Below are 21903 nucleotides of genomic sequence, written 5' to 3'. Positions count from 1 at the left end.
ATTCGTGGCTTACCATCTTTTGGCAAATCGTTGATTAAAAATATTGAGAGACTATTCTGTGTTTTGCCGGGAAGCAGCCAATAGCCTGTTTTGAAGTTATTATCTGCTTTTTCAGTTTTTTTCCCTAAAATACATTCCAGAAAATACAACAATCTCTATGCGATATCTTACCCTTACCTCTTTTTTTGCGCTGATGCTGGCATTCGATATGCAGCTTTTAGCTCAAAACTCCTTCATTATGGGTTTTTCACCTTCAGCTGCTGAAACACAAATTCAGCTCGAAACGGAGTTTGACCAGTTGCTGAAGGCCTCCAACCTCGACCAATGGATGAAACGTCTGGCAGCTCGGCCCCATCATGTGGGTTCGCCTTACGACAAAGAAAACGCCGAATTTATGGCGGCGCTTTTCACCAGTTGGGGATATGAAACGGCTATTGAAGAATATCAGGTGCTGTTTCCTACTCCAAAAGTCCGGCAACTCGAACTGGTGGCGCCCACCACTTTTAAGGCGCGCCTCGCAGAACCAGCCATTGCGGAAGATGCTACTTCCGGTCAGACCAAAGAACAATTGCCCTCTTACAACTGCTATTCAATCGATGGCGATGTGACTGCCGAACTCGTCTTTGTCAACTATGGCGTACCTGCTGATTATGACGAACTGGCGAAAATGGGGGTGGATGTCAGGGGGAAGATTGTGATTGCGCGCTATCAGGGATCGTGGAGAGGGATCAAACCCAAAGTAGCTGCAGAGAAGGGCGCCATCGGCTGCATCATTTATTCTGACCCCAGAGATGATGGTTATTTTCGCGGAGAGGTATATCCGCAAGGCGCTTATAAAAACGAATACGGGGTGCAGCGTGGTTCTGTAATGGATGCCCCTGTTGCGCCCGGCGACCCACTTACGCCCGGTATCGGTGCCACCCCCAATGCCAAACGACTGGATATCAAATCCGCACCGACACTGACCAAAATTCCCGTGATCCCCATCTCCTACGGCGATGCCAAACCTTTGCTGGCAGCAATGGGCGGGCAAGTTGCTCCGGAGGCCTGGCGCGGCGCATTGCCCATTACCTATCATGTGGGGCCGGGTCCGGCCAAAGTACATCTCAAACTGGAATTTGACTGGCAGATCAAGCCCATTTACAACGTTATTGCAAAGCTTACGGGGGCTGAGTATCCTGACCAATGGATTATTCGCGGCAACCACCACGACGCATGGGTAAATGGCGCGAGTGATCCGGTAAGCGGCATGGTCGCCGAACTGGAAGAAGCCCGCGTTGTGGGCGAACTGGCAAAAAAAGGATTTCGCCCCAAACGAACCATCGTCTATTGTGCCTGGGACGCTGAAGAGCCCGGACTGATTGGCTCAACCGAATGGGTGGAAGATCACACGGCCGAACTGCTGGAAAAGGCAGTGGTGTATATCAACAGCGACGGAAACGGGCGCGGATTTTTACATGCTGGTGGTTCCCATACATTGGAGAAGTTTTTTGATCAGATTCCACGCACTGTAACCGATCCTCAAACGAAAGTCAGCCTGTTTGATCGCAATAAAGCCCGTGATCTGGTGCAGGGTAAACCCGAACCGCAGATTTTCCAGTTGGGCGCGTTAGGCACAGGGTCAGACTATTCTCCATTTATTCAGCATTTGGGAATAGCCGCGCTGGATCTGGGTTTTGGCGGAGAAAATGGCGGAGGAGAATACCATTCGATTTACGATTCCTATGATCATTTTGTGCGGTTTAAGGATCCTGGATTTCAATATGGCATCACCCTCTCGAAAGTAGCCGGGCGCGCTACCTTGCGGCTGGCCAATGCCGAATCGCTGCCATTCGAGTTTCAGCGATTTTCCACCACAATCAGCGGATATCTGGATGAAGTAATGAAACTGGCCGATGATATGCGCGAAAAAACGAAAAAAGAAAACCGGCTGATACGCGAAGGCTTATACCAGCTCGCCGCCGATCCCACCCAACCCCTGGTGGTTCCGGAGCCCCGGGAAGATGTGCCATTTATGAGTTTTGCCCCGCTCCAAAACCTGCTGGAAAAGTTAAAAAAACAATCAGTTGAATATGAAAAAGCCATAGCCGAAAACAAGCTGAATGCGGGAACTGCCCAACAGCTAAATATTCAACTAAAAAATATGGAACGCGCCCTGACCAGCTCAAATGGTCTGCCCGGCCGTCCCTGGTACAGGCATCATATTTACGCGCCGGGGTTATACACCGGGTATAGCGTAAAAACCCTGCCTGGCGTTAGAGAAGCCATTGAACAGCGCGACTGGCCGGAATTGGATCGGCAGATTCAAAAGCTGACAGACGTGCTGGAAACATTCAGCATTGAACTGGAGAAAGCCATAGGGCTAGCTGGTAGTCAGGGTAAGAACTAATTGTATTTCGGACAGTCGTTATAAGTGAACCAGATAAAAATACACAGGAAATCCGAGGGTAATATTAAACGGAAAGGTTATCGCGAGGGACATCGGGATGTATAAGCCGGGGTTGGCTTCCGGAGCGGCCAACTTCATGGCGGCAGGTACTGCTATATAGGAAGCACTGGCCGCCAAAATCGTCAATAAAAACCGGTTGCCGATGTCATCAATAACATAAGTACTCAGGAAAGCCATAAGACAGCCGTTGATAAACGGAACTACAATAGCAAAGGCAAAGGGAAACCAGCCATTTTCCCAAAAAGAGGAAAGGCGTTTTCCACTGATGATCCCCATGTCAAGGAGGAAAATAACCAAAAAGCCCTTGAAAATATCCGTGGTAAAGGGGCTTATGCCCTGGGCTTGCTTATCACTTGCCAAAAAGCCAATTACCAGGCTCCCCAAAATCAGCAGTACACTCCCGTTTGTAAGCGCATGGGTAATGATTTTTCGCTTACTTATTTTTATCTGGGAGTCGCCAAACCATTCCATCAACAAGACACCGATAATGATGGAGGGCGCCTCCATGGAAGCCATGACAGCGACCATATGGCCACCAAAAGATAGGTTTCTGATTTCGAGATAGGAGATTGCGGTCACAAATGTAACGGCACTCACCGAGCCATAAGCAGCAGCTATGGCGCCGGCATTGGGAACCCCCAATCTCTTTTTCAGGATAAAAAAGGTATAAAACGGGACAAGCAGTGCGGCCATAATTCCCATGACCATGCCCCAGACAATTTCCATGTCAAAAGGACTGTGAGCAAGTTCATTTCCACCTTTAAATCCGATGGAAAACAGCAGATAAAGGGAAATGAATTTGGAACTGGTAGGTGGAATCTCCAGATCACTTTTAAGGCTTACAGCCAGGATTCCCAAAAAGAAAAAAAGAAGGGCGGGGTTGGTCAGGTTTTCAAGTAGAAGATTCATGAATGATTAACTGGTGGTGAATTCGCCGCAAAGATGAATCGCATAGTTTATATATTTTTATTTATATTCAATATCATAGTCATTAAAAATATTTATGATATTCTGATTGTTGATGTTTCATTGGGTATTGTCAAAACTCTTATACAACTTTCTATCTGGAATTTACCTGTCAATCATTTTATATGAAACACCTCTGTACGGTTTTTATTTTTCTTATACCGGCATACATTTTTAGCCAAAACCCAGCGGCTGAAGCTTATATCCGGCAGTTTTATGATGGTTACAATACCCGGGACTTCAAAAAAATGCATGCGACTATGGGCGCTCCGTTGAAATGGATTTTTTCTCCTGGTTTACTGGAAAAATCTTTTGGTGCCCAATACGATCAACTGGGGAAAAGTACTATTCAGAATATCAAGTGGGGGAGTAGCAGTGCACGTATTATGCTTCGTTATCAGCGGGATACGACGGAACTGGACAATTTTGGGGTTTCTTTTTCCAAAAAGGGGAAAATTATGGGTTTTAACAGCAAACAACCCGAATTTCAATATAAAAAAGATCAGCCCATATATACTGACCACCTCACGGAAAAAATAGACTCTATTGTTCGTTACAAATACCTTGCAGCTGGCTTTAGTGGGTGCGTAGCTGTGGTGGATGGAGACCGTGTGGTGTATGAAAATTGTTATGGAATGGCCAACCAGGAGACGCAAGCGCCGCTGACTCCGGCAACCCGGTTTGACCTGGCTTCATGCAGCAAAGCGTTTACAGCCATGTCGGTGATGCTTCTTCAGGAGCAGGGAAAGCTGCGAATTACAGACAATGCTGCCCAATATCTTCCCGAGCTTGCTGTTTACAAAGGCATTACGATCGAACACCTGCTCACCCATACTTCCGGCATTCCCGACTATATGGAGTTGTTGGAAAAACATTGGGACACCACGCGATTTGCTACCAATGACGATGTCCTTCAACTGCTATCAAAGCACCACCCAAAGAAGGAGTTTTCTCCGGGGACCAATTATTCGTACAGCAATACCGGTTATGTATTACTGGCAATTATTGCCGGGCGGGTATCCGGCCAGCCATTTGAGGTCTTTTTAAAAGAATCGATTTTTGATCCGCTGGGCATGGTGTCGACCCGTATTTATAATACCCGGAGGTCTGCGGATGAAAAGCTTGAAAATACGGCATTGGGTTATATACCTGATATACAAAATCATACCCTAACTCTTCCTGATTCACTCCCCGATTATTCCTATGTACGGTATATGGATGCGATCACCGGTGATGGGGTGGTTAATTCAAACCTGAAAGATATGGTGATCTGGGATAAGGCACTTCGCACAAACCAACTGGCAAGTGCAGAGACTATGGCTGCCATTTTTACACCCTACAAACTTAAGAATGGAGAAAGTACGGACTATGGTTACGGATGGGAAGTGAAGGAAAAGGAGGGAAATGAGACCCTGGTTTTTCACAGCGGCTCCTGGCCGGGGTATGTGAGTTATGTGTTGAGATTTAAAGATCGCCCCGTGACAATTATTGCCTTGTCAAACAACGAATACTTATTTATCAGCTACCTGGCACACCGGATTGCACGATTGTTTAATCAATAACTTTTATTCTAATGATTGTTACCAAAAGCATAAGTATTGGCAAAGTTTTAAACTGGTCTGGGCACCATGCGATATGGCTGTTAAGCGGTGCGGCCATTCTGGCGTTATTTTATCAAATGGACTATATTGCGTTTAGTATTCCCTGGTTGCCTATGTCCGTTATCGGCACTGCTGTAGCATTTTATGCAGGTTTTAAAAACAACCAGGCCTATGACCGTATGTGGGAAGCCCGGAAAATATGGGGCGGTATTGTCAATACAAGCCGGGCATGGGGCATGTATGTCGATGGTTTTGTGACCAATTATTTTACTGAAAATAAAAAAACGAAAGAAGAAATCCTTGAAATCAAACAACGGCTGATATACCGGCACATAGCCTGGTTATATGCCCTGAGAAGCCAGCTGCTTGTCTCAACTTCCTGGGAACATGCCAGCCAGGGCGGACTTTTGGGCGCAAGGGCCAAATACTACCAAAATAAATTTGGGGTAGGGCTCATAGACGATGACGTTACCCGCACCGAGCTAAAACAATTTCTGCCACGTGACGAATACGAGCGGCTGGTAAATAATGTCAATACGGCTACGCAAATTATTAACGAACAATCCAGAGATCTTGCCGCCTTGCGGGAGGATAATATGATTGAAGATTTTCGCCATATGGAAATGACCCAGGTCTTGTATCATTTGTATGAGCATCAGGGAAAATGTGAACGGATTAAAAAATTTCCGCTACCCCGGCAATACGCTTATATGAGCCGGATATTTGTGGGGATATTTATTTTCCTCCTGCCTTTTAGTATGATTCCCGAACTGATAAAACTGGGCGAATGGGGGTTTTGGCTCTCGATTCCTATTACAGCACTTGTCGGATGGGTATATATTATGATGGAAGTGGTAGGGGACTATACCGAAAACCCCTTTATGGGAATGGCCAATGATATCCCCATGTTGTCGCTCTGTCGTACGATAGAAATAGACCTCAGAGAAATGCTCCGGGAAAAAGATTTGCCGCCAGGTATTCAGGCAAAAGATGGCGTTTTGATGTAGGCGACTAATTTTACCTGTAGATTTCAATATCAAGAAGTGAAAATCTCTACATGGAATTTAAGGCATGGCGGAGGCAAAAGGGTCGGCAAGATCATAAATGTGCTTCGCGAAAATTCTGATTCAGATATTTTTATTCTGACTGAATACAGGAATAATCAACAAGGAGAATTGTTGAAAAAGGACCTCTATGAAATGGGCTATGAGTTTCACTATTTTGTGGATTGCGCTCCAAAATTAAACTCGGTATTAATCGCCTGTAAATCCAGTTTTGAAAAAAAAGTTTTCGACGAGCTGGCTGAATTTAAACGACATATTGTCAGACTCGAAAACGAAGACAGTTTGATTTATGGTTGTTATTTTCCGGGTTTGCATTTGAAAAAAACTATTTTTGAATTTCTCATTGTTGAAATAGAAAAAAATAAACACAAAAACATCATCATTGCCGGAGACTTGAATACAGGGAAACACTATCTGGATGAAGCTGGGGCAACTTTTTACCATTCAAAGTATTTTGATGTTTTTGAAGAAAAAGGAATGGTCGATGCATGGCGGGAATTGAATACGGAGAAAAGAGAATATTCCTGGTTCAGCAATAAAGGCAATGGTTTCCGGATTGATCATTTCTTCATAAATGCAGCGCTAAAAAGTCAGATAAAACATTGCAGCTACTCCCATCGGTATAGAGAAGAAAAAATCAGTGATCATTCAATGATGTTGTTAGAGCTAATGTGATCAACCTACGGGTTTTAATCCCAAAACTTCCTCCGCAAAGCGGAAGGTCTCTGCTTGCAGCCTGTCCACCGCACCTGAGGTAAACCTGCTGCCAATGGCGTGAACCCCGGCTTTGGGAAAACTTTTTTTCCTCTTAAGTTCTGGGAGTGTTCCCAGTTGCCGGTACATCTGAAGCATTTTGTGAACCGAAACAGTTTTATCCTGAAACTGGCGGTTTTTGTAATAATAAGCCATAAAAAACGGCTGCTTCACACGTTGAAATATTTCCGGCTTCATGGTGGAGCGAATAAGGTTTTTTAAAGCAATCAGCGCCTCTACCCTGTGCCGGGCAATCCAATACTGTTTTCCCGGCCCTTCAATAATCCTGGCGCGGTAATTTCCCCGGAAAACCAGTTTGGCAAAATGTAGTCCCCAGGGCCCTGCCAGCAAGCGGGTTACATTTGAATAAAGGTCGATATTGGGTGAGTAGCAGATCAGCCCGGCGATTTCAGGGAAATGGGCTGCAATATAAATACCCAGCGTGGAGCCGGTGGAAGCGGTAATCAAAATAACCTTTTCGCCAATTTGTTTCCCTGCCGCCAATGCAAAAAGGCCGGAATCCATAAAGCCTTCAGGTGTAAAATCGAGCATCGGCTCGGGGGTATCTACTCCATGAGCCTGCAGGCGACTTAGGTACACATTACAACCAAATCGCTCGCCAAATGCCCGGTGGATCGGATCGATTTCCATATAACTGGCTGAAAAGCCATGAAGAAATACCAGGCTGTAAGTCGTTTTTTTGTATTCATATCCCTTCGCCCAAATAATCCGCGCTTCATTGTCAGGCCGGAGATAGGGGGTCTGTAGCTCTGATTCGTGTATATATTTTTCCAGATCCTGAAGGTTTGTGGGAAGCTCGGGCAATTCCATCCGGTACACCGGTTTTGGGGGGCGGGGACCAACCCAAAAAATAATACCTGCTACCAGTACCAACACTAACAATATGAGCGAGAATATCATCATGTCTGCGGGCTAACCCCTGTTATCTTCTTTTTAGCTGTACAATCATCACGGCCAGTGATTTTTCGCTACTTACGCCGGAGAATGCAGCTTCGGTACTATTATAACTGATTTCCCGGGCAGAGAGTTTCTCTTTGCCGAGGACTTGTTCCACGCGTTGGAAAATACTCCCTTTGGCCTGCTCAAACTGCTCGGTAAGGTGATACATATTGAGCGGTTTTTGGCTAAACAACACACAAAGGTAATCCTCTCCCAGGCTGGTATGGATCGTGGCGTAACTGCTTGAGGTAGGGATAGAAATGACTTTTCCCTTTACGCCGATTTGGGCGGATTGATCTCTGAGGCCTGGGAATACCTGGTATACCTCCCGATTGGGATTTAGCCCTAAGACATAGACAAATCCTTCCGAACCTTCCATTTTGAGTTTATACCGGGTACCACCTGCATAGGCTTTTCGAAACCTGTAGTAATTCCCATATAGTCTCATGTCCATTTTTTCTCCTGACGCATCGGTAAAGGTGAGTTTTCCCTGTATATTTCGGGAAGCGGATTCCGGGAGTATTGCTCTGGGTTTAACTTCGGGAACCGGCGTGCTGGTTTGATTTTTTGCTGCGATCTCCGGGCGAATGGTGTACTGCTCCAGGATATAGGCGTATTTGGCAAAGGCAGCAAAATCATCGTACCGAACCCAGATATAGCCATTATTTCCCCATTTTGTCCCCCAACTATTCTGAATCTCAAACGCGCCGCCATACTTTACGTTGTCATAACCAACGACACACATCGCATGGCCAAAATAGTTATTGGTGTTGGCACTTTCCGTTGGATTCCAGACATTTTGGCCGTCGGCCTTTTCGAAGGAAGGCGGGCAGCGAAAGCCAATCACGACGGGGACTCTTCTGGCAATACTTTGCCTCACCGTTTCAAGTTTTGTTTCCGGACTGTCTTTGAGATAAAACAGGCGGTTGTATGTTTTGATTTTGTACTGCGCCGCTTCTCGTATCAGGCCTGTTGGAATTTGACTGGGGCAAACTTCCCTGAGGTCAGAAAATTTTACAGTACCGGTTTGCGACATAGCTTTTAATGCTTCGTCTATTGAGGTAGGAGAGTAACAGGATGCGTCCGGGCTGATAAGTTTGTACACAAACCCGGGCGAGAAAGCATTTTCAGTAATAAAAGCCTGATTGGTCCAACCTTCTTTCTGCGCTTCCATGATGGTACGTGCCGCATAAGCAGTTGCCCAGCCAACGCAATTATTGTATTGCCCCTGATCACGCGGTACCGGAGAAAAGTTCTTCAGAGAGACAGCGGGGGCAATTCGGTTTCCGCTTCCGTCAGGGCTGATAATTTCGGCTATAGGAATGGTTTCATAGCTCTCATCATCCATCAACAAACCCGAACCTCTGTGAGATTGGGCAAAAAGGATACTACTCGTGAAAAGAAGCAGGATGAAGAAAAAAACGCGTGTTATCATATGGTAAATTTTCCAGCGTAAAAGAAACGGGTTGTAAATGACACCCTGTTTTCATACATAACTTTCTTCCACGGTAAATAGTATCCTTTTCACAATCAGACAGGCGGGTTGCTTATACCTGCGATATATCCATAGGAACCAGAAACGTGCGAATGATATTTGATACGGTATCTGCATATTCCGGCAGATTTTTCATCGTGTTCCATTCCTCACTGACAATAAAGTCGTTCCAGTTGGCATCCCGTTCTGCCATATCTTTGAAGGTAAGCATATAGGTGAGGTTGGGCATATTGTCGCCGATCAGGGTTTTTCCGAAAAATACAGGATTCATTTTCACCTTGCGAAACAATGCCGTCTCTCCTTTGTCAAACATAGCCACTTTTCTTCTGTGGGCATCTTCATTATGGCTTTGATAGGTTCGGAGTTCAAATATACGCGGACCTTTGGTTTTGGCTGAAGGCGGAACTTCCAGGTCGGGGGCTGAGTCAAAGGCATACATCAGGTTTGATTCGTACCGGCTGAAAAGTGATTTGTCCGAACCTACCTGCAAATAGGGCGCCCAGGCTGCCTGATATACACTATCGGCAACCAGTGCATCAGCCAGTCCGATAAAGTCCTTCAGCTCGGGATAGGTGATCAGTAAATAAATTTTGGTAGGCTGTGGGCCATTCATCTCTGTAAATACGCCTACTGCCTTTACCCCCAGCCGGTTGAGGGCCGGTATCAGGGCATCTTTGAAATAATCGGTCAGCGTTTTTTGGCTACGTCCATAATTGACATGATATACCCGAAGTTCGTGGTAAACATTTCCCTTTTGTTTTTTTTGAGGATCTGCCGCCGAAAGAGACGCGACACTTAGTCCTGCCATGGAAGCAGCGGCAGCTTTTTTTACAAAGTTTCTTCTTTTCATTGTTTTATGAGTTGATAAAATGTTTCAAGATCGATATTGGAACCGCAGGCTATGAGTCCGACTTTTTTGCCGGTAAGCTCTTCCCTCAGCGGGCCGATCAATGCCGCGAGTGACGCAGCAGCAGCAGGTTCGGCTACGAGCTTTAACTCATTGAACATCAGCCGCATGGCATTTCGCAGGTCATCATCCTCTACCAGAACAATTTTTTCCAGAAACCGCCTGCATATATCCATGCTGTAGGGCATGGCAAACGGAGCACCGAGGCTGTCGGCGATGGTGCGTACCGCTTCGATGGATTCGGGATTACCCGAAATAAAACTCCGGTGCATGGTATCCGCGCCTACGGGTTCTACCCCAAAAATCCGGCACTCGGGATTGATCTGGTGGATAGCCGCAGCCATCCCGGCTGCCAGTCCGCCACCGCCAACCGGAATGATGACGGCGTCCATCTTCGCTACGCTCCGGGTATATTCGAGCCCGACCGTTGCCGTTCCCAAAGCCGTCAATGGTCCTTCAAAGGGATGAATAAAAGTTTTCCCCTCTTCATGCTGAATGCGACTGGCTTCCTCGAATGCGCGGGCTACATTGTCTACCAACACCACCTCCGCGCCCAGTTCCTGGCATCGTTGAATCCTGAAAGGGTTAGCGGTTTTGGGCATGACAACTTTTGCGTGGGTTCCCAATACCTGCGCGGCGTAGCCCACAGCAATGGCGTGATTGCCTGCACTGACTGCCGTTACTCCTTTTTCCAGGCTTTCGTCGTCGAGGTTCATCATCACCAGCAACGCACCACGAGGTTTAAAACTGCCCCCGTGCTGGAAAAGCTCAAGTTTTATATACACTTGAGTATCAGGTCCCAGCAAGCGTTCTTTGGTCAGAGAATCCCATGTAACGACAGGCGTTTCTTTGACCCATTTGCTTAATCGTACCTGGGCAGCGATGATTTCGTGGAGGGTAGGGGCAATTGCAACCGGAGACATAAATATCCTTTTGCCCGACAATCTAATATTTTGTGGGCATAAATGGGAAAGGAATCGATATTATCTTAAGGAATGTTTTTTCTGATACTCTTTTGGTGTGAATGTGGTAATGTTTTTAAACCGGCGGTTAAAGTTGGAAGTATTGTTAAATCCACAAAGAAATCCGATCTCCGATATGGGAAATGATTCTTCCCGTAACATACGGCAAGCGTGGCCGATGCGTATTTCGTTGAGAAATTGGGAAAAGGTTTTTTGAGTGCTTCGTTTGAAATAGCGGCAAAATGCAGTCGGACTCATATGCGCCACCGAAGCGATCTGGTCGAGCCTGATGTCATCCTGATAATTGCCCATCACAAAATTAAAAACATCGTTGATCTTGTCGCTGTCTGATTTTTTTAGGGAAGGATCCGAAACCCTGCTGGAGAGAAACACCAGTTCGCTGGAGCGGGAAAGAATATCAAGCATACTTAGCAATTCCAGCAATCGCGGAAGGCCTTCTCTCCCGCCGATTTGAAGCATTTTTTCTGTGATGATTTTGCGGGTTTGCCCCATGATTTTGAGACCTCTTCCTGCCTGCAGGATCAATTGCCTTATGGCGGCAGTTTCCGGAAGAGACATAAACTTCTCGCCGGGAAAATCAGGCGTAAAAAATGCATGAATTGCTCTCGCTTTTAAGTGAGAGCCTGATTCGTAGTACACCGGGTCATTGCGAAAAACGTGAGGGATATTGGAACCCAAAAGCACAAGGTCTCCCGCCTCAAATCGCTCGATATTATCCCCGACAAATCGGGTCCCGGTACTTTCCAGAATTAAAGAAAGCTGGCAGGCATAGTGAAAATGTAAAGGCGTAAAAAAATATGGCCCTTCATCTAAAGAAATACTAAAGGATTCGCCCAGTGATTGAGGAATTTGAAAAAAAATCGGCTTCATAATACGTATTTTCCTAGCCTTAAATGGTGGATAAATAATAATAGCTGCTAAAATAGTACAAAAAAGAGATAAAAATCACGCACATTGTTTTATTCGGTTATTGTACCTTTACTTAGAATTACAATTGTCATAATTAGTCTTTCCCTAACCGATTGCGCCTATGACTACCACAAAACGTATCTGCGTCTGGTCCGGACCGAGAAATGGTGCTTCTACTTTTTTGTATGCTTTTGCCCAGCGCGAAGATACAATGGTAATGGATGAGCCTTTATATGGTCACTATTTGAAGCGGACAGGTGCAAGACATCCGGGTAGGGAAGAAGTGCTGTCAAAAGTGAATACAAAGGCGGAATCTGTCATTTCTGAGGATATTCTCGGTGATCATGCCCGCCCGGTTTTGTTTATTAAGGATATGCCTCATCATCTGGTCGGTCTTGACCTGGGGTTTGTCAATGAGTTAGAGAATATTTTCCTTATCCGTAATCCCCGGGAAGCGATTCCTTCACTGCTTCGATATATCCCCAATCCTGAAATGCTGGACACTGCCTATAAGATGCAATATGAATTGTTTGAAAGGTTGCGCCAGCAGGGGAAAAATCCGATGGTGATTGACGTAAAGCATATCCAAATGAATCCGGAATTACAGATTAAACAAATTTGCAACCGAACCGGCATAGACTATGCTTCTACGATGCTGAACTGGCAATCGGGTATTTTGCCTCAGGAAGGAATCTGGGGAAAATATTGGTATGATCAGGTGCACCAGTCAACGGGTTTTATGCCTTATGAGCAAAAATCCAATGAAATTCCTGAACACCTGGAGTCATTGGTGGAAGAATGTTATGAGTACTACCTTAAGCTTTATGAATATACCATTCTGAACTAAAAAGAATGGTGCTCCCACTCCCCGCCCCGGAGAATTGGGAATTTTGTGTTATGGTTTTAAGCCTTCTGTAACTATTGTTCGGAAGGCTTAACTATTTTTGTACCCACTAAAGATTATTCTTCGCAAAACCAATAAGTATTTCGACATGGCCAGAGTTTTTATTTTTTTGCTGTTCCTGCCACTTTTTTCTTCCGGACAACAAGCTGATCCCGCTCTCCTTACGCTTGAGCGTATTTTTACCAACAGGGAGTTTTCTTCCGAGTCTTTTGGCCCGTCCAAATGGTTGGAAGAAGGCAAGTATTTTACTACACTGGAACCTTCAGCCGGTAAGTCGGGCGGAACAGATATTGTCAGCTATAATTCCAAAACTGGCAATCGCTCTGTACTGGTACCGGCTGAGTGGCTGATTCCTTCGGTGGGCAAAGGACCACTTGAGATTCAAAATTATTTCTGGTCAGCAGACAGAGCCCGGCTGTTACTTTTTACCAATACCCGGAAAGTATGGCGAGATCACACCCGCGGCGATTACTGGGTATTGGATATGGCTTCCCGTAAACTTTCCCAATTGGGAAAAAATGCGCAGCCTTCCACGCTTATGTTTGCCAAGTTTTCTCCCGATGGCAGCCGCGTAGGATATGTGAGGGAAAATAATCTGTATGTGGAAGAGCTTTCTTCCGGGAAAATCACAGCTCTGACCACTGATGGCTCGCGTACGCTGATCAATGGAACCTTCGATTGGGCCTATGAGGAAGAGTTGGCTTTGCAGGACGGATTCCGGTGGAGCCCTGATGGCTTGCATATTGCCTTCTGGCAACTCGATGCTTCCGGTATTCACGATTTTTATATGATCAACAATACGGATTCCCTCTATCCCTTTATTTACGCTATGCCATACCCGAAAGTCGGCCAGCAAAATTCGGCAGCAAAAGTGGGGGTAGTCTCTGCCGATGGCGGCAATATACTCTGGATGCCTGTCGAAGGTGATCCCCGCAACCATTATCTCGCGCGAATGGACTGGATCAGTCAGCATGAAATATTGCTTCAGCAACTCAACCGCAAACAAAATCAAAACCGGGTAATGATTGGCGATATTACTTCAGGGCGAATCAGAAATCTATTTGTAGAAAAAGACTCTGCCTGGGTAGATCTGATGGACGAGTTGATCTGGGCTGAAAAGGGGAAATCCTTTCTCTGGCTGAGCGAAAGAGACGGCTGGCGCCATGTGTGGTTGGTCTCATTACGCGATGGCAATCTTCAGTGCCTGACTCCTGCTGATTATGACGTGGAAAAAATCGTGGGTGTGGACGCAAAAACGAAATGGTTTTATTACACGGCTTCACCCGAAAACCCCAACCAGCGTTACCTGTTTCGCACGCCGCTCAGTGGTACAGGCATTGCCGAAGGTCTTTCTCCCTCCAGTCAGCCGGGCTGTCACGCTTATGATATTTCTCCGGATGGAAACTGGGCCATACATACCTGGTCGGCAATGGGAGAGCCTCCTATGACCGAACTGGTCAGTCTTCCCGATCACCGAACCGTAAATGTCTGGGTGACCAACGCAACTCTGCGGCAAAAACTTGATGAACTGAAGAAAGGCGATTTGGATTATTTTCGGGTACGAACCCGCAACGGTGAAGATCTCGACGGATATTATATTCGCCCCCCTGACTTTGATCCTGCAAAAAAATACCCTGTACTTTTTTATGTGTATGGTGAACCCTGGGGACAAACAGCCAAAGACATCTGGGGTGGCAACCGCTATCTCTGGCACCTTATGCTTAGCCAGATGGGTTATGTGGTGATGACCGTAGATAATCGCGGCACACCCTCTCTGCGGGGCCGTGACTGGCGCAAGGTCGTGTATGGGCAAATTGGTATTCTTGCATCCGATGACCAGGCTGATGCCGCCCGGGAGATAGGGAAATGGGAATGGGTGGATGCTGAACGTATGGGTATCTGGGGATGGAGTGGGGGAGGTTCGATGACATTGAATATGATGTTTCGCTACCCCGGATTGTATAATACGGGAATGTCCGTCGCTCCGGTAGCTGACCAACGGCTGTATGACTGTATCTATCAGGAAAGATACATGGGGTTGCTGGATGAAAATGCAGAAGGCTACCGTCTGGGGTCTCCTGTTACTTTTGCTCAATATCTTCAGGGTAATCTTCTGCTTGTACATGGTACCGGTGATGATAACGTACACTATCAAAATGCAGAAATTCTCATCAATGAGCTCATTCGCCACAATCGACCTTTTGATATGATGGCGTATCCCAACCGGACACACAGCATCAATGAAGGATCTGGTACTTCGACACATTTGTACGGTCTGCTAACCCGGTACCTGACCAGTCATATCGAGCCGGGCGGGCATTAAGATTGGGTATTTTTTCCAGGGAGATTCAAAAAAAAATCCGGGAAGCAAACATTATGAAACACGCAAACGCCGTTCGTCGGTAAATGCCTGCCATTTGGCGGGCTGAGTATTCGTTGGTGGTATAATATAAGGTATTGGTCTGCTAAATCCGTCTGTCTGGCTAAATAACGAAGCTGGAAATGACTATTTTTTGAGAATCTTGTAACTTGCATAGCAGCGAACCAAACTGTTGAAGCAATTATTAACTGATACCTGAGGATGCCACGCCAGGGGAATTGATCCTGCCCCCATATTCCAGAAAGATTGTAAAAATTTTGACCTGCCCACTCCGGTCTGCACCCGTCAGACGGAAGGGCGACTTATGCCCTTTGGGCAGGTCTGTCATTTCGGAATTTCACCTTTAACCTAATTTTTGTATGAGTCTCAAACTACGAATGATTTTTCTCGTTTTTTCCATTTTTATGGTCTTGCACCTACAGGCGCAGGACCGGCTGGTATCCGGCAAGGTTACTTCAGCCGAAGATGGAAATGCGCTTTCTGGCGCAACAATTCTCTTGAAAGGTACGACGGTCGGCGCTTTCACCGACGATCAGGGTAAGTACCAGGTGCGGGTACCTGCCGGCGGCGGTGTACTGATCGTCTCTTTCTATGGATTCAATACCCAGGAAATCGAAATTGGTAATCAGTCGACAATCGATATTCTTCTGGTGGAGGAGATCAATTCTCTCGATGAAGTGGTAATTACCGCTTTGGGGGTGCAGCGCGAAAAAAAGGCGCTGGGCTATTCGGTTCAGGAACTGAAAGGGCAAGATCTGGTAGAGACGAAGGAGTCTAATATTGTAAATTCTCTCTCTGGTAAAATTGCGGGGGTTCAGGTTACCAGTTCCTCCGGTGCTCCCGGTGCTTCTTCCCGAATTGTGATCCGCGGGGCATCTTCTCTGCTTGGCAACAACCAGCCGCTGTTTGTCGTCGATGGTATCCCGCTCGACAATACACAGTTTTCTTCCAGTCCGCGCAACAGCACCAATGAACCTGCCAATGGAACCCGAAAAGGTGATGAAGAGCAGGGGGGCGCTGATTATGGCAATGCGATTTCTGACCTCAACCCTGATGATATCGAGAGCATGAGCGTGCTCAAAGGCCCGACAGCCGTTGCTTTGTATGGATCGCGCGCTCAAAATGGTGCAATCATTATCACAACCAAATCCGGGAAAGCGCAAAAAGGTATAGGCGTTACGCTCAGTAGCTCTTATTCATTACAAACACCTCTCCGACTCCCCACATTTCAAAATGAATACGGACAGGGTGGCTACGGTCTGGTAGATTATCCCGACTATATCGATGTCGATGAAAGCTGGGGATATCCGCTGGATGGTCGCATCATGAAAAACGTATTTGCAGAAGATGTGCCCTGGGTGCCCAATCCCGACAATGTCAAAAACTTTTTTGAAACTGGATACAATTTTGTCAATAATGCTTCCCTGCAGGGAGGAAATGACCTGGCACAATTTCGATTTTCCTTATCTAATCTGGATCAAAAAGGGATTGTCCCCAATACTGGTCTTGGCAGAACAAATATTGGCCTGAAAGCGGGGCTGAAACCTTCGTCGAAGATGAGTATTACTTCGAGTGTCAATTATTCTGTTACTCAGGGAAAAAATCGCCCGCTTACAGGATATGACGGTCAGAATGTGTTTCAGTCGATGTTTAACTGGCATGGCCGTCAGATCGATTATGCCCGGTTTAAAGATTATAAAAATGAAGATGGAAGTCTGATTCTGAACCTGAGTGATCCCAATTATACGGAAGCTTACGGGCAGCCGATTTCTCCTATTCCTGCCTGGCAAAACAATCCATATGTCAATCTGTATGAAAATGTAAACTCTGACCGTCGTGACCGGGTCATCGGCAATTTTAAGATCAACTACGACTTCACTCCCTGGCTGAGTGCCTATCTTCGCGCCGGTACAGATTTTTATTCTGATCGCAGAGAGCAAATTTATCGCGCAGGCCTGAAAGATCCCGCGTCGCTCCGCACCGGTGGATTTGTTCACGACAACTATAATGTCAATACTTATAATATTGACTTTGTGTTGAGTGCTAAGACGGATTTTACTTCCGATCTGAGCGGGAGTCTGCTCGTGGGCGCAAACCGATTCCACAATACATTGGCCAATGAATTTACTTATGTGGAAGGGCTGCTGATCCCCGATATCTATAATATCAGCAATGCAAGGGGTACGCCCGATTCACGGGAGTATCGCACTGCCAAGCGGATCAACGGCGTGTATGCTGCTGCACAATTATCTTTTAAAAATTATTTATTCCTCGATCTTACCGGTAGAAATGACTGGTCCTCAACGTTACCTGCTGGCAGCAGATCGTATTTTTATCCTTCAGCCAGTGGGAGTTTTGTATTCTCTGATGCCATTTCACTTCCTTCATTCTTTAGTTTTGGAAAAGTGCGTGCAGGTATCGCGCAGGTAGGGAATGACACCGATCCCTTTGTACTGCAATCCTATTTTGTGAAGAAACGAATTGCGGACAATAATGCGGACATTACTTTCCCATTCAACGGACAGCCTTCATTTGCCCTGGGTGATGAGTTGGCAAATGCAAATCTTCTTCCTGAATCCACCACTTCCTGGGAAGTGGGTACAGACCTGCGGTTTTTTGAAAACCGACTGGGAATTGATGTTACCTACTACACGGGTTCTACCAAAAACCAGTTGATGAAACTTACCTTGCCTTCTTCCTCTGGTTTCAGCAGTCAGGTGATCAATGCCGGCGAAATTCAAAATAGTGGGATAGAGGTTATGTTCCTCGCGACTCCTGTATCTACAAAGGGAGGATTTGACTGGAATATCGGCGTCAATTTTGCCCGAAACAGAAGCAATGTGGTGGCCCTTCATCCACAGGTTGAATCGATTATTCTGGAGACTCACCGCGCACAACTGGAAGCTCGTCCCGGACAACCTTACGGCACGATTTACGGTACGGCATGGGATCGGGTAACCGATGAGAGCAGCCCATACTTTGGCGAAAGAATTATCGGTGATGATGGCAGGCCCAACCGTGCAGCCGGAGGTAATCAGGCTTTGGGAAATATTCAGCCTGATTTTCTCATGGGAGTTAACAATGCGATCTCATGGAAAGGGGCTTATCTGAGTTTCCTCGTTGACTGGAAACAAGGTGGAGATATGTTCTCCCTGACCAACTTCTTTGGCGGTTATTCAGGTGTATTGTCCTACACAACAGAAGGACGCGACGGAACCTATATCGCAGAAGGCGTTGCCAAAAATCCAGATGGAACATATCGTCCCAATGACATTCCTGTTGATGCGGAAGAATACTGGCACAGAACCTTCTCTGCACAGGAAACGGGAGTTTATGATGCGACTTTTGTAAAACTGAGAGAAGTAAAACTTGGTTATTCTCTTCCTGCTTCCGTCATGGCAAAAACACCTTTCAGTGGCCTGACGATCGCGCTTCAGGGACGCAACCTTTGGATTATTCACTCCAATGTACCCAATGTAGATCCGGAAAGCAGCGGTTATGGTTCCTCCAACGGTCAGGGTTTTGAGGTGAATGGCATCCCTTCTGTCAGAAGTTTTGGCGGCACAATTACCCTCAAACTCTAGTATTTCCCAAGCTAAAAAAAGAAAAATATGAAAAGATTTCTGATAAAAACCTCCTCTGTTTTTGCCCTGGCCTTTTTGATGTGGCTGGGTGCCTGTGAGCAGCGGTTTGACGAATTAAACGCCAATCCCAACGCGCCGGCAAGTGCGGCTCCGGAGTTTGTACTACCGGGTGCCATTGTGGATCTGGCGTATTATACCAACTATCAACTGGGTATCAATTATATCGGTCTCTGGGTCCAGCAGCATGCTTCTGGTGCATATCCTGAAGAAGATCAGTACAGCCCCCGGTTAAACGATATCAACGTATTCTGGAATAATATCTACGACAACAATATGAAGGACCTGCGCTATATTATCGACAATGGTTCACCTAATCAGGTGGCGGTTGCCAAAATTCTCAGCGCGTATGGTTTTATGGCGCTCACAGATGTCTGGGGCGATATTCCCTACTCCCAGGCTTTGCAGGCAGAGAAAGGAAGTGAATATCTCACGCCCGTTTTTGATGCGCAAAAAGATGTCTATGATGGCATAATTAAAGATCTGGATGATGCGGTGAAAATGATGGACAGAAGCAGTATTGATCGCTTTGGGGCCGAAGATCTGATATTGAACGGTGATCTTGATTTGTGGGAAAAATTTGCCAACTCACTCCGGCTCAGGGCATATCTGCATCTTTCCGAAGTAGATCCCACAACTTCACGAGCCGGTATTGAAGCCATGCTGGCAAAACCGTTGATCTCAGACAACAGCGAAAATATTGCTTTGGTTTATGTGGATGTTCCGGGAAACCGTAACCCGATTCATTCCCGTTTTTCCGGCCGCCCCAATGATTTTCGTATGAGTAAGTCCATGGTGGACCGGATGATCGGCTCTGGTGATTCGATTAACCCTGCAGATCCTCGATTGGCTGTCTATTCTGAGCGCAACAGTGATGGTATTTATATCGGGGTTCCCAACGGTGTCAATGGGCTGGGAGATGTCGGGCTTGACAATTTTACTTCCTGTAAATTTGGATCAGGCTTTCTGGCACCCACCGCGCCAAATTATTTTATGACCTATGCTGAAGTCGCGTTTATCCGTGCAGAAGCTGCCGCGAGAGGCTGGATCGCAGAAGACGCCAAAACGGCTTACGAAACTGCGGTAAAAGCATCGCTTAATCAGCACGGCATTACTGACGCTGCGGTCATTGACGCTTTTCTTGCTGACCCAAATGTAGCTTTTGATGCCGCTCGTGGCCTCGAACTGGTGAGCACACAAAAGTGGATTGCGATGTTTGGCCAGCCTATTGAATCCTGGACCAACTTCCGCCGAACCGGATGGCCTTCGTTGCCCATCGCCTTAAATGATCAAAACAATGGGCAATTCCCCAAAAGGATGTTATACCCAAGTGTTGAGCAAACTACCAATGCAACCAATGTCGCCGCAGCTACAGCCCGTCAGGGTGGTGCGGAGCTGGCAAACCCTGTCTGGTGGGATGTGAATTAATCATTTTTTGACCTGAAAAATTAAATATCTCCGGTTTCCCTATGAATTCTATAGTTGTTTTTTGAATGGAAAAATAGCTGTAGTGTGCGTGGCGGAACCCGGAGATGTTTCACAAATAGGAATCACATGAAAAATAATTGTTTTATAGCGCTCGTGTTTTTGGTAATGGTAGGGGGATGTAAACCTGAAATTACCCCTCCTGACAATTCGCTTAAAATATTGATGCTGGCGCTGGTTCATCTTCCGGTACAGTATCCCCTTGATTTTGAGGCAGATGAAATCTCTGGTGACTATAAGCCTTCAACGGGCCTGCTCAGGGTGGAGGGGAAAATGGCGGGAAGCAGCGACCGGATTGAATTGAGAATAAAAAATGTTGGGGATAAAGTTGCCGGAGAATATGAGATCGGAGATTTTTCTTTGTCATCGACCAATGCCCGCGCGGAATTTATCGATGGCTCTGGTTCCTGGAATGGACGCAGCATTTCGGGTAAATTTATTATTACAAAATTTACCCACTCAGAGACCGACAACATTTGGTTTCTTTCCGGAACTTTTTCTTTTCGGGCAAAATCGGGTGTGGAAGAATTTGATGTTACCGATGGGGAAATCGTCAATGCCCTGATTCTGGAGGATGCATAGCGGGTTATAAGGTATTGTAATAATTCACAATCTTCGTAAGATCCGCTTTGTTTTTAGGATTCAGTTGATTTTGCCGGATATAGTCATCGACAATCTCTGATTTTCCCATAAAAAACATTTGCCATTTCCGCGTCTTGCCGGGAACAGGATATGCCGCATCTTTAACGACAAAATACAACTTCTCTTTTTTTACCCACTGAGGCGTGCGGTCGCCAATGTCTATCTGCACATTGTAATTTCCTTCCCGCAGAATAAGGTCATAATGTAGAAATAATTTAAGACTCTTTCCGTCTGCGAGGAGTTCTACGATTTCATGAACAGGATTTTCTTCCGGATAACGGAAACTGTTTCCCTGAATAAAGCGCCTCATGAGACCTGTCGGGTCAAGCCACTCAAATGCGGTCAGCTCAGCCGGATCAAGTGCCCTGATTCCATCCGGAAGCTGTATTTCCAGCCGCCCGGCCTGAAGGTCATAGCGAAGCAGAACATCGGTGATTTGTCCGGAGTCAGGTAAATAGATATTCCCCTTACACCATTCGTCTTCAACATAAAAACTCCCTTTATAACCATCAGGGACAAAGGGAATCTCCTGAATAAAACTATTGGGCAGGCCTTTGTTTACATCCACAAAACCATCATTTCTGGTGACCTGTGCAAAAGCAGATTGGATGCAAACGGAATATCCCACACACACAAATAGAAAGGCGGAAGCAAAGTATTTTCTCATCTTGATATAAATTCAGATGAGTTGTGTGTGAAATTCAATTACGGAAATATCTTCCGAAATGACAAAACTCATTGAGTCGAATAACATGATTTCCTTG

General features: G+C 46.1%; 17 protein-coding genes. 9 read left to right on the top strand and 8 right to left on the bottom strand.

The features are described 5' to 3' along the window. The first annotated feature begins 157 nt into the window (after positions 1 to 157). The gene (locus R3D00_18640; protein ID MEZ4775209.1) at positions 158 to 2389 is read left to right on the top strand and encodes a transferrin receptor-like dimerization domain-containing protein; all 2232 of its coding nucleotides are present in this window, start codon (positions 158 to 160) and stop codon (positions 2387 to 2389) included. Positions 2390 to 2407: 18 nt separating this feature from the next. Here the strand turns inward: R3D00_18640 and R3D00_18635 are convergent, their stop codons facing one another. Next, the gene (locus R3D00_18635; GenBank protein MEZ4775208.1) at positions 2408 to 3358 is read right to left on the bottom strand and encodes a sodium-dependent bicarbonate transport family permease; all 951 of its coding nucleotides are present in this window, start codon (positions 3356 to 3358) and stop codon (positions 2408 to 2410) included. A gap of 182 nt (positions 3359 to 3540) precedes the next feature. On the opposite strand from R3D00_18635, the gene R3D00_18630 reads away from it, so the two are divergent. From R3D00_18630 to R3D00_18620, 3 genes are read left to right on the top strand one after another with little or no spacing between them, the layout of a single operon-like run. Continuing rightward, positions 3541 to 4977, top strand: a complete 1437-nt coding sequence (locus tag R3D00_18630) for a serine hydrolase domain-containing protein (GenBank protein MEZ4775207.1) — start codon at positions 3541 to 3543, stop codon at positions 4975 to 4977. An 11-nt stretch (positions 4978 to 4988) separates the two neighbouring features. Next, positions 4989 to 6023, top strand: coding sequence for a bestrophin family ion channel (locus R3D00_18625; protein ID MEZ4775206.1), 1035 nt, complete (start codon positions 4989 to 4991; stop codon positions 6021 to 6023). A gap of 36 nt (positions 6024 to 6059) precedes the next feature. Then, positions 6060 to 6755: an endonuclease/exonuclease/phosphatase family protein gene (locus R3D00_18620; GenBank protein ID MEZ4775205.1), complete on the top strand. Its 696-nt coding sequence runs from the start codon at positions 6060 to 6062 to the stop codon at positions 6753 to 6755. Here the strand turns inward: R3D00_18620 and R3D00_18615 are convergent, their stop codons facing one another. The 5 genes from R3D00_18615 to R3D00_18595 form a co-directional block, all read right to left on the bottom strand. Beyond that, on the bottom strand, positions 6756 to 7664 hold the full coding sequence (locus R3D00_18615) for an alpha/beta hydrolase (GenBank protein ID MEZ4775204.1): 909 nt from the start codon (positions 7662 to 7664) through the stop codon (positions 6756 to 6758). A 112-nt stretch (positions 7665 to 7776) separates the two neighbouring features. Further along, complete coding sequence (locus R3D00_18610) at positions 7777 to 9228, bottom strand: C1 family peptidase (GenBank protein MEZ4775203.1); 1452 nt, start codon at positions 9226 to 9228, stop codon at positions 7777 to 7779. Positions 9229 to 9340: 112 nt separating this feature from the next. Further along, entirely contained in the window at positions 9341 to 10138 is a 798-nt protein-coding gene (locus tag R3D00_18605) for an NIPSNAP family protein (GenBank protein MEZ4775202.1), read from the bottom strand. Continuing rightward, entirely contained in the window at positions 10135 to 11118 is a 984-nt protein-coding gene (locus R3D00_18600; protein MEZ4775201.1) for a threonine/serine dehydratase, read from the bottom strand. The genes R3D00_18605 and R3D00_18600 overlap by 4 nt, the downstream gene beginning before the upstream one ends. 60 nt (positions 11119 to 11178) lie before the next feature. Then, positions 11179 to 12048, bottom strand: coding sequence for an AraC family transcriptional regulator (locus tag R3D00_18595; GenBank protein MEZ4775200.1), 870 nt, complete (start codon positions 12046 to 12048; stop codon positions 11179 to 11181). A 160-nt stretch (positions 12049 to 12208) separates the two neighbouring features. Here R3D00_18595 and R3D00_18590 point away from each other — a divergent pair, with 160 nt between their 5' ends. Further along, positions 12209 to 12934, top strand: a complete 726-nt coding sequence (locus R3D00_18590) for a sulfotransferase family protein (protein ID MEZ4775199.1) — start codon at positions 12209 to 12211, stop codon at positions 12932 to 12934. 145 nt (positions 12935 to 13079) lie between these two features. Further along, the gene (locus tag R3D00_18585) at positions 13080 to 15314 is read left to right on the top strand and encodes a S9 family peptidase (protein MEZ4775198.1); all 2235 of its coding nucleotides are present in this window, start codon (positions 13080 to 13082) and stop codon (positions 15312 to 15314) included. Between the two features lie 241 nt (positions 15315 to 15555). Here the strand turns inward: R3D00_18585 and R3D00_18580 are convergent, their stop codons facing one another. After that, positions 15556 to 15699 carry a hypothetical protein gene (locus R3D00_18580; GenBank protein MEZ4775197.1) on the bottom strand — a complete coding sequence of 48 codons (144 nt, stop codon included), beginning with the start codon at positions 15697 to 15699 and terminating at the stop codon, positions 15556 to 15558. 31 nt (positions 15700 to 15730) lie between these two features. Here R3D00_18580 and R3D00_18575 point away from each other — a divergent pair, with 31 nt between their 5' ends. The 3 genes from R3D00_18575 to R3D00_18565 all read left to right on the top strand — a co-directional run bounded on the left by R3D00_18575 (position 15731) and on the right by R3D00_18565 (position 21079). Next, a complete protein-coding gene (locus R3D00_18575; protein ID MEZ4775196.1) occupies positions 15731 to 18955 on the top strand; it encodes a SusC/RagA family TonB-linked outer membrane protein in 3225 nt (1074 codons plus the stop codon). Between the two features lie 27 nt (positions 18956 to 18982). Continuing rightward, complete coding sequence (locus tag R3D00_18570; protein ID MEZ4775195.1) at positions 18983 to 20440, top strand: SusD/RagB family nutrient-binding outer membrane lipoprotein; 1458 nt, start codon at positions 18983 to 18985, stop codon at positions 20438 to 20440. A 126-nt stretch (positions 20441 to 20566) separates the two neighbouring features. Continuing rightward, positions 20567 to 21079 carry a hypothetical protein gene (locus R3D00_18565; protein MEZ4775194.1) on the top strand — a complete coding sequence of 171 codons (513 nt, stop codon included), beginning with the start codon at positions 20567 to 20569 and terminating at the stop codon, positions 21077 to 21079. 4 nt (positions 21080 to 21083) lie between these two features. Here the strand turns inward: R3D00_18565 and R3D00_18560 are convergent, their stop codons facing one another. Then, complete coding sequence (locus tag R3D00_18560; protein MEZ4775193.1) at positions 21084 to 21806, bottom strand: hypothetical protein; 723 nt, start codon at positions 21804 to 21806, stop codon at positions 21084 to 21086. Positions 21807 to 21903 lie beyond the last annotated feature (97 nt).

Source organism: Bacteroidia bacterium (assembly GCA_041391665.1).
Classification (GTDB): domain Bacteria; phylum Bacteroidota; class Bacteroidia; order J057; family J057; genus JAGQVA01.
The sequence above is the reverse complement of the archived record's forward strand: the minus strand, read 5'-3'. Positions and strand labels throughout refer to the sequence as shown.

What these genes read in the sequence shown, in the direction of transcription:
- R3D00_18590 (MEZ4775199.1), top strand. Translation starts at nt 12,209, where the DNA reads ATGACTACCACAAAACGTATCTGCGTCTGGTCCGGACCGAGAAATGGT.
- R3D00_18600 (MEZ4775201.1), bottom strand. Translation starts at nt 11,118, where the DNA reads ATGTCTCCGGTTGCAATTGCCCCTACCCTCCACGAAATCATCGCTGCC.
- R3D00_18560 (MEZ4775193.1), bottom strand. Translation starts at nt 21,806, where the DNA reads ATGAGAAAATACTTTGCTTCCGCCTTTCTATTTGTGTGTGTGGGATAT.
- R3D00_18585 (MEZ4775198.1), top strand. Translation starts at nt 13,080, where the DNA reads ATGGCCAGAGTTTTTATTTTTTTGCTGTTCCTGCCACTTTTTTCTTCC.
- R3D00_18565 (MEZ4775194.1), top strand. Translation starts at nt 20,567, where the DNA reads ATGAAAAATAATTGTTTTATAGCGCTCGTGTTTTTGGTAATGGTAGGG.
- R3D00_18570 (MEZ4775195.1), top strand. Translation starts at nt 18,983, where the DNA reads ATGAAAAGATTTCTGATAAAAACCTCCTCTGTTTTTGCCCTGGCCTTT.
- R3D00_18635 (MEZ4775208.1), bottom strand. Translation starts at nt 3,358, where the DNA reads ATGAATCTTCTACTTGAAAACCTGACCAACCCCGCCCTTCTTTTTTTC.
- R3D00_18630 (MEZ4775207.1), top strand. Translation starts at nt 3,541, where the DNA reads ATGAAACACCTCTGTACGGTTTTTATTTTTCTTATACCGGCATACATT.
- R3D00_18640 (MEZ4775209.1), top strand. Translation starts at nt 158, where the DNA reads ATGCGATATCTTACCCTTACCTCTTTTTTTGCGCTGATGCTGGCATTC.
- R3D00_18580 (MEZ4775197.1), bottom strand. Translation starts at nt 15,699, where the DNA reads ATGACAGACCTGCCCAAAGGGCATAAGTCGCCCTTCCGTCTGACGGGT.
- R3D00_18610 (MEZ4775203.1), bottom strand. Translation starts at nt 9,228, where the DNA reads ATGATAACACGCGTTTTTTTCTTCATCCTGCTTCTTTTCACGAGTAGT.
- R3D00_18625 (MEZ4775206.1), top strand. Translation starts at nt 4,989, where the DNA reads ATGATTGTTACCAAAAGCATAAGTATTGGCAAAGTTTTAAACTGGTCT.
- R3D00_18575 (MEZ4775196.1), top strand. Translation starts at nt 15,731, where the DNA reads ATGAGTCTCAAACTACGAATGATTTTTCTCGTTTTTTCCATTTTTATG.
- R3D00_18595 (MEZ4775200.1), bottom strand. Translation starts at nt 12,048, where the DNA reads ATGAAGCCGATTTTTTTTCAAATTCCTCAATCACTGGGCGAATCCTTT.
- R3D00_18605 (MEZ4775202.1), bottom strand. Translation starts at nt 10,138, where the DNA reads ATGAAAAGAAGAAACTTTGTAAAAAAAGCTGCCGCTGCTTCCATGGCA.
- R3D00_18615 (MEZ4775204.1), bottom strand. Translation starts at nt 7,664, where the DNA reads ATGGAATTGCCCGAGCTTCCCACAAACCTTCAGGATCTGGAAAAATAT.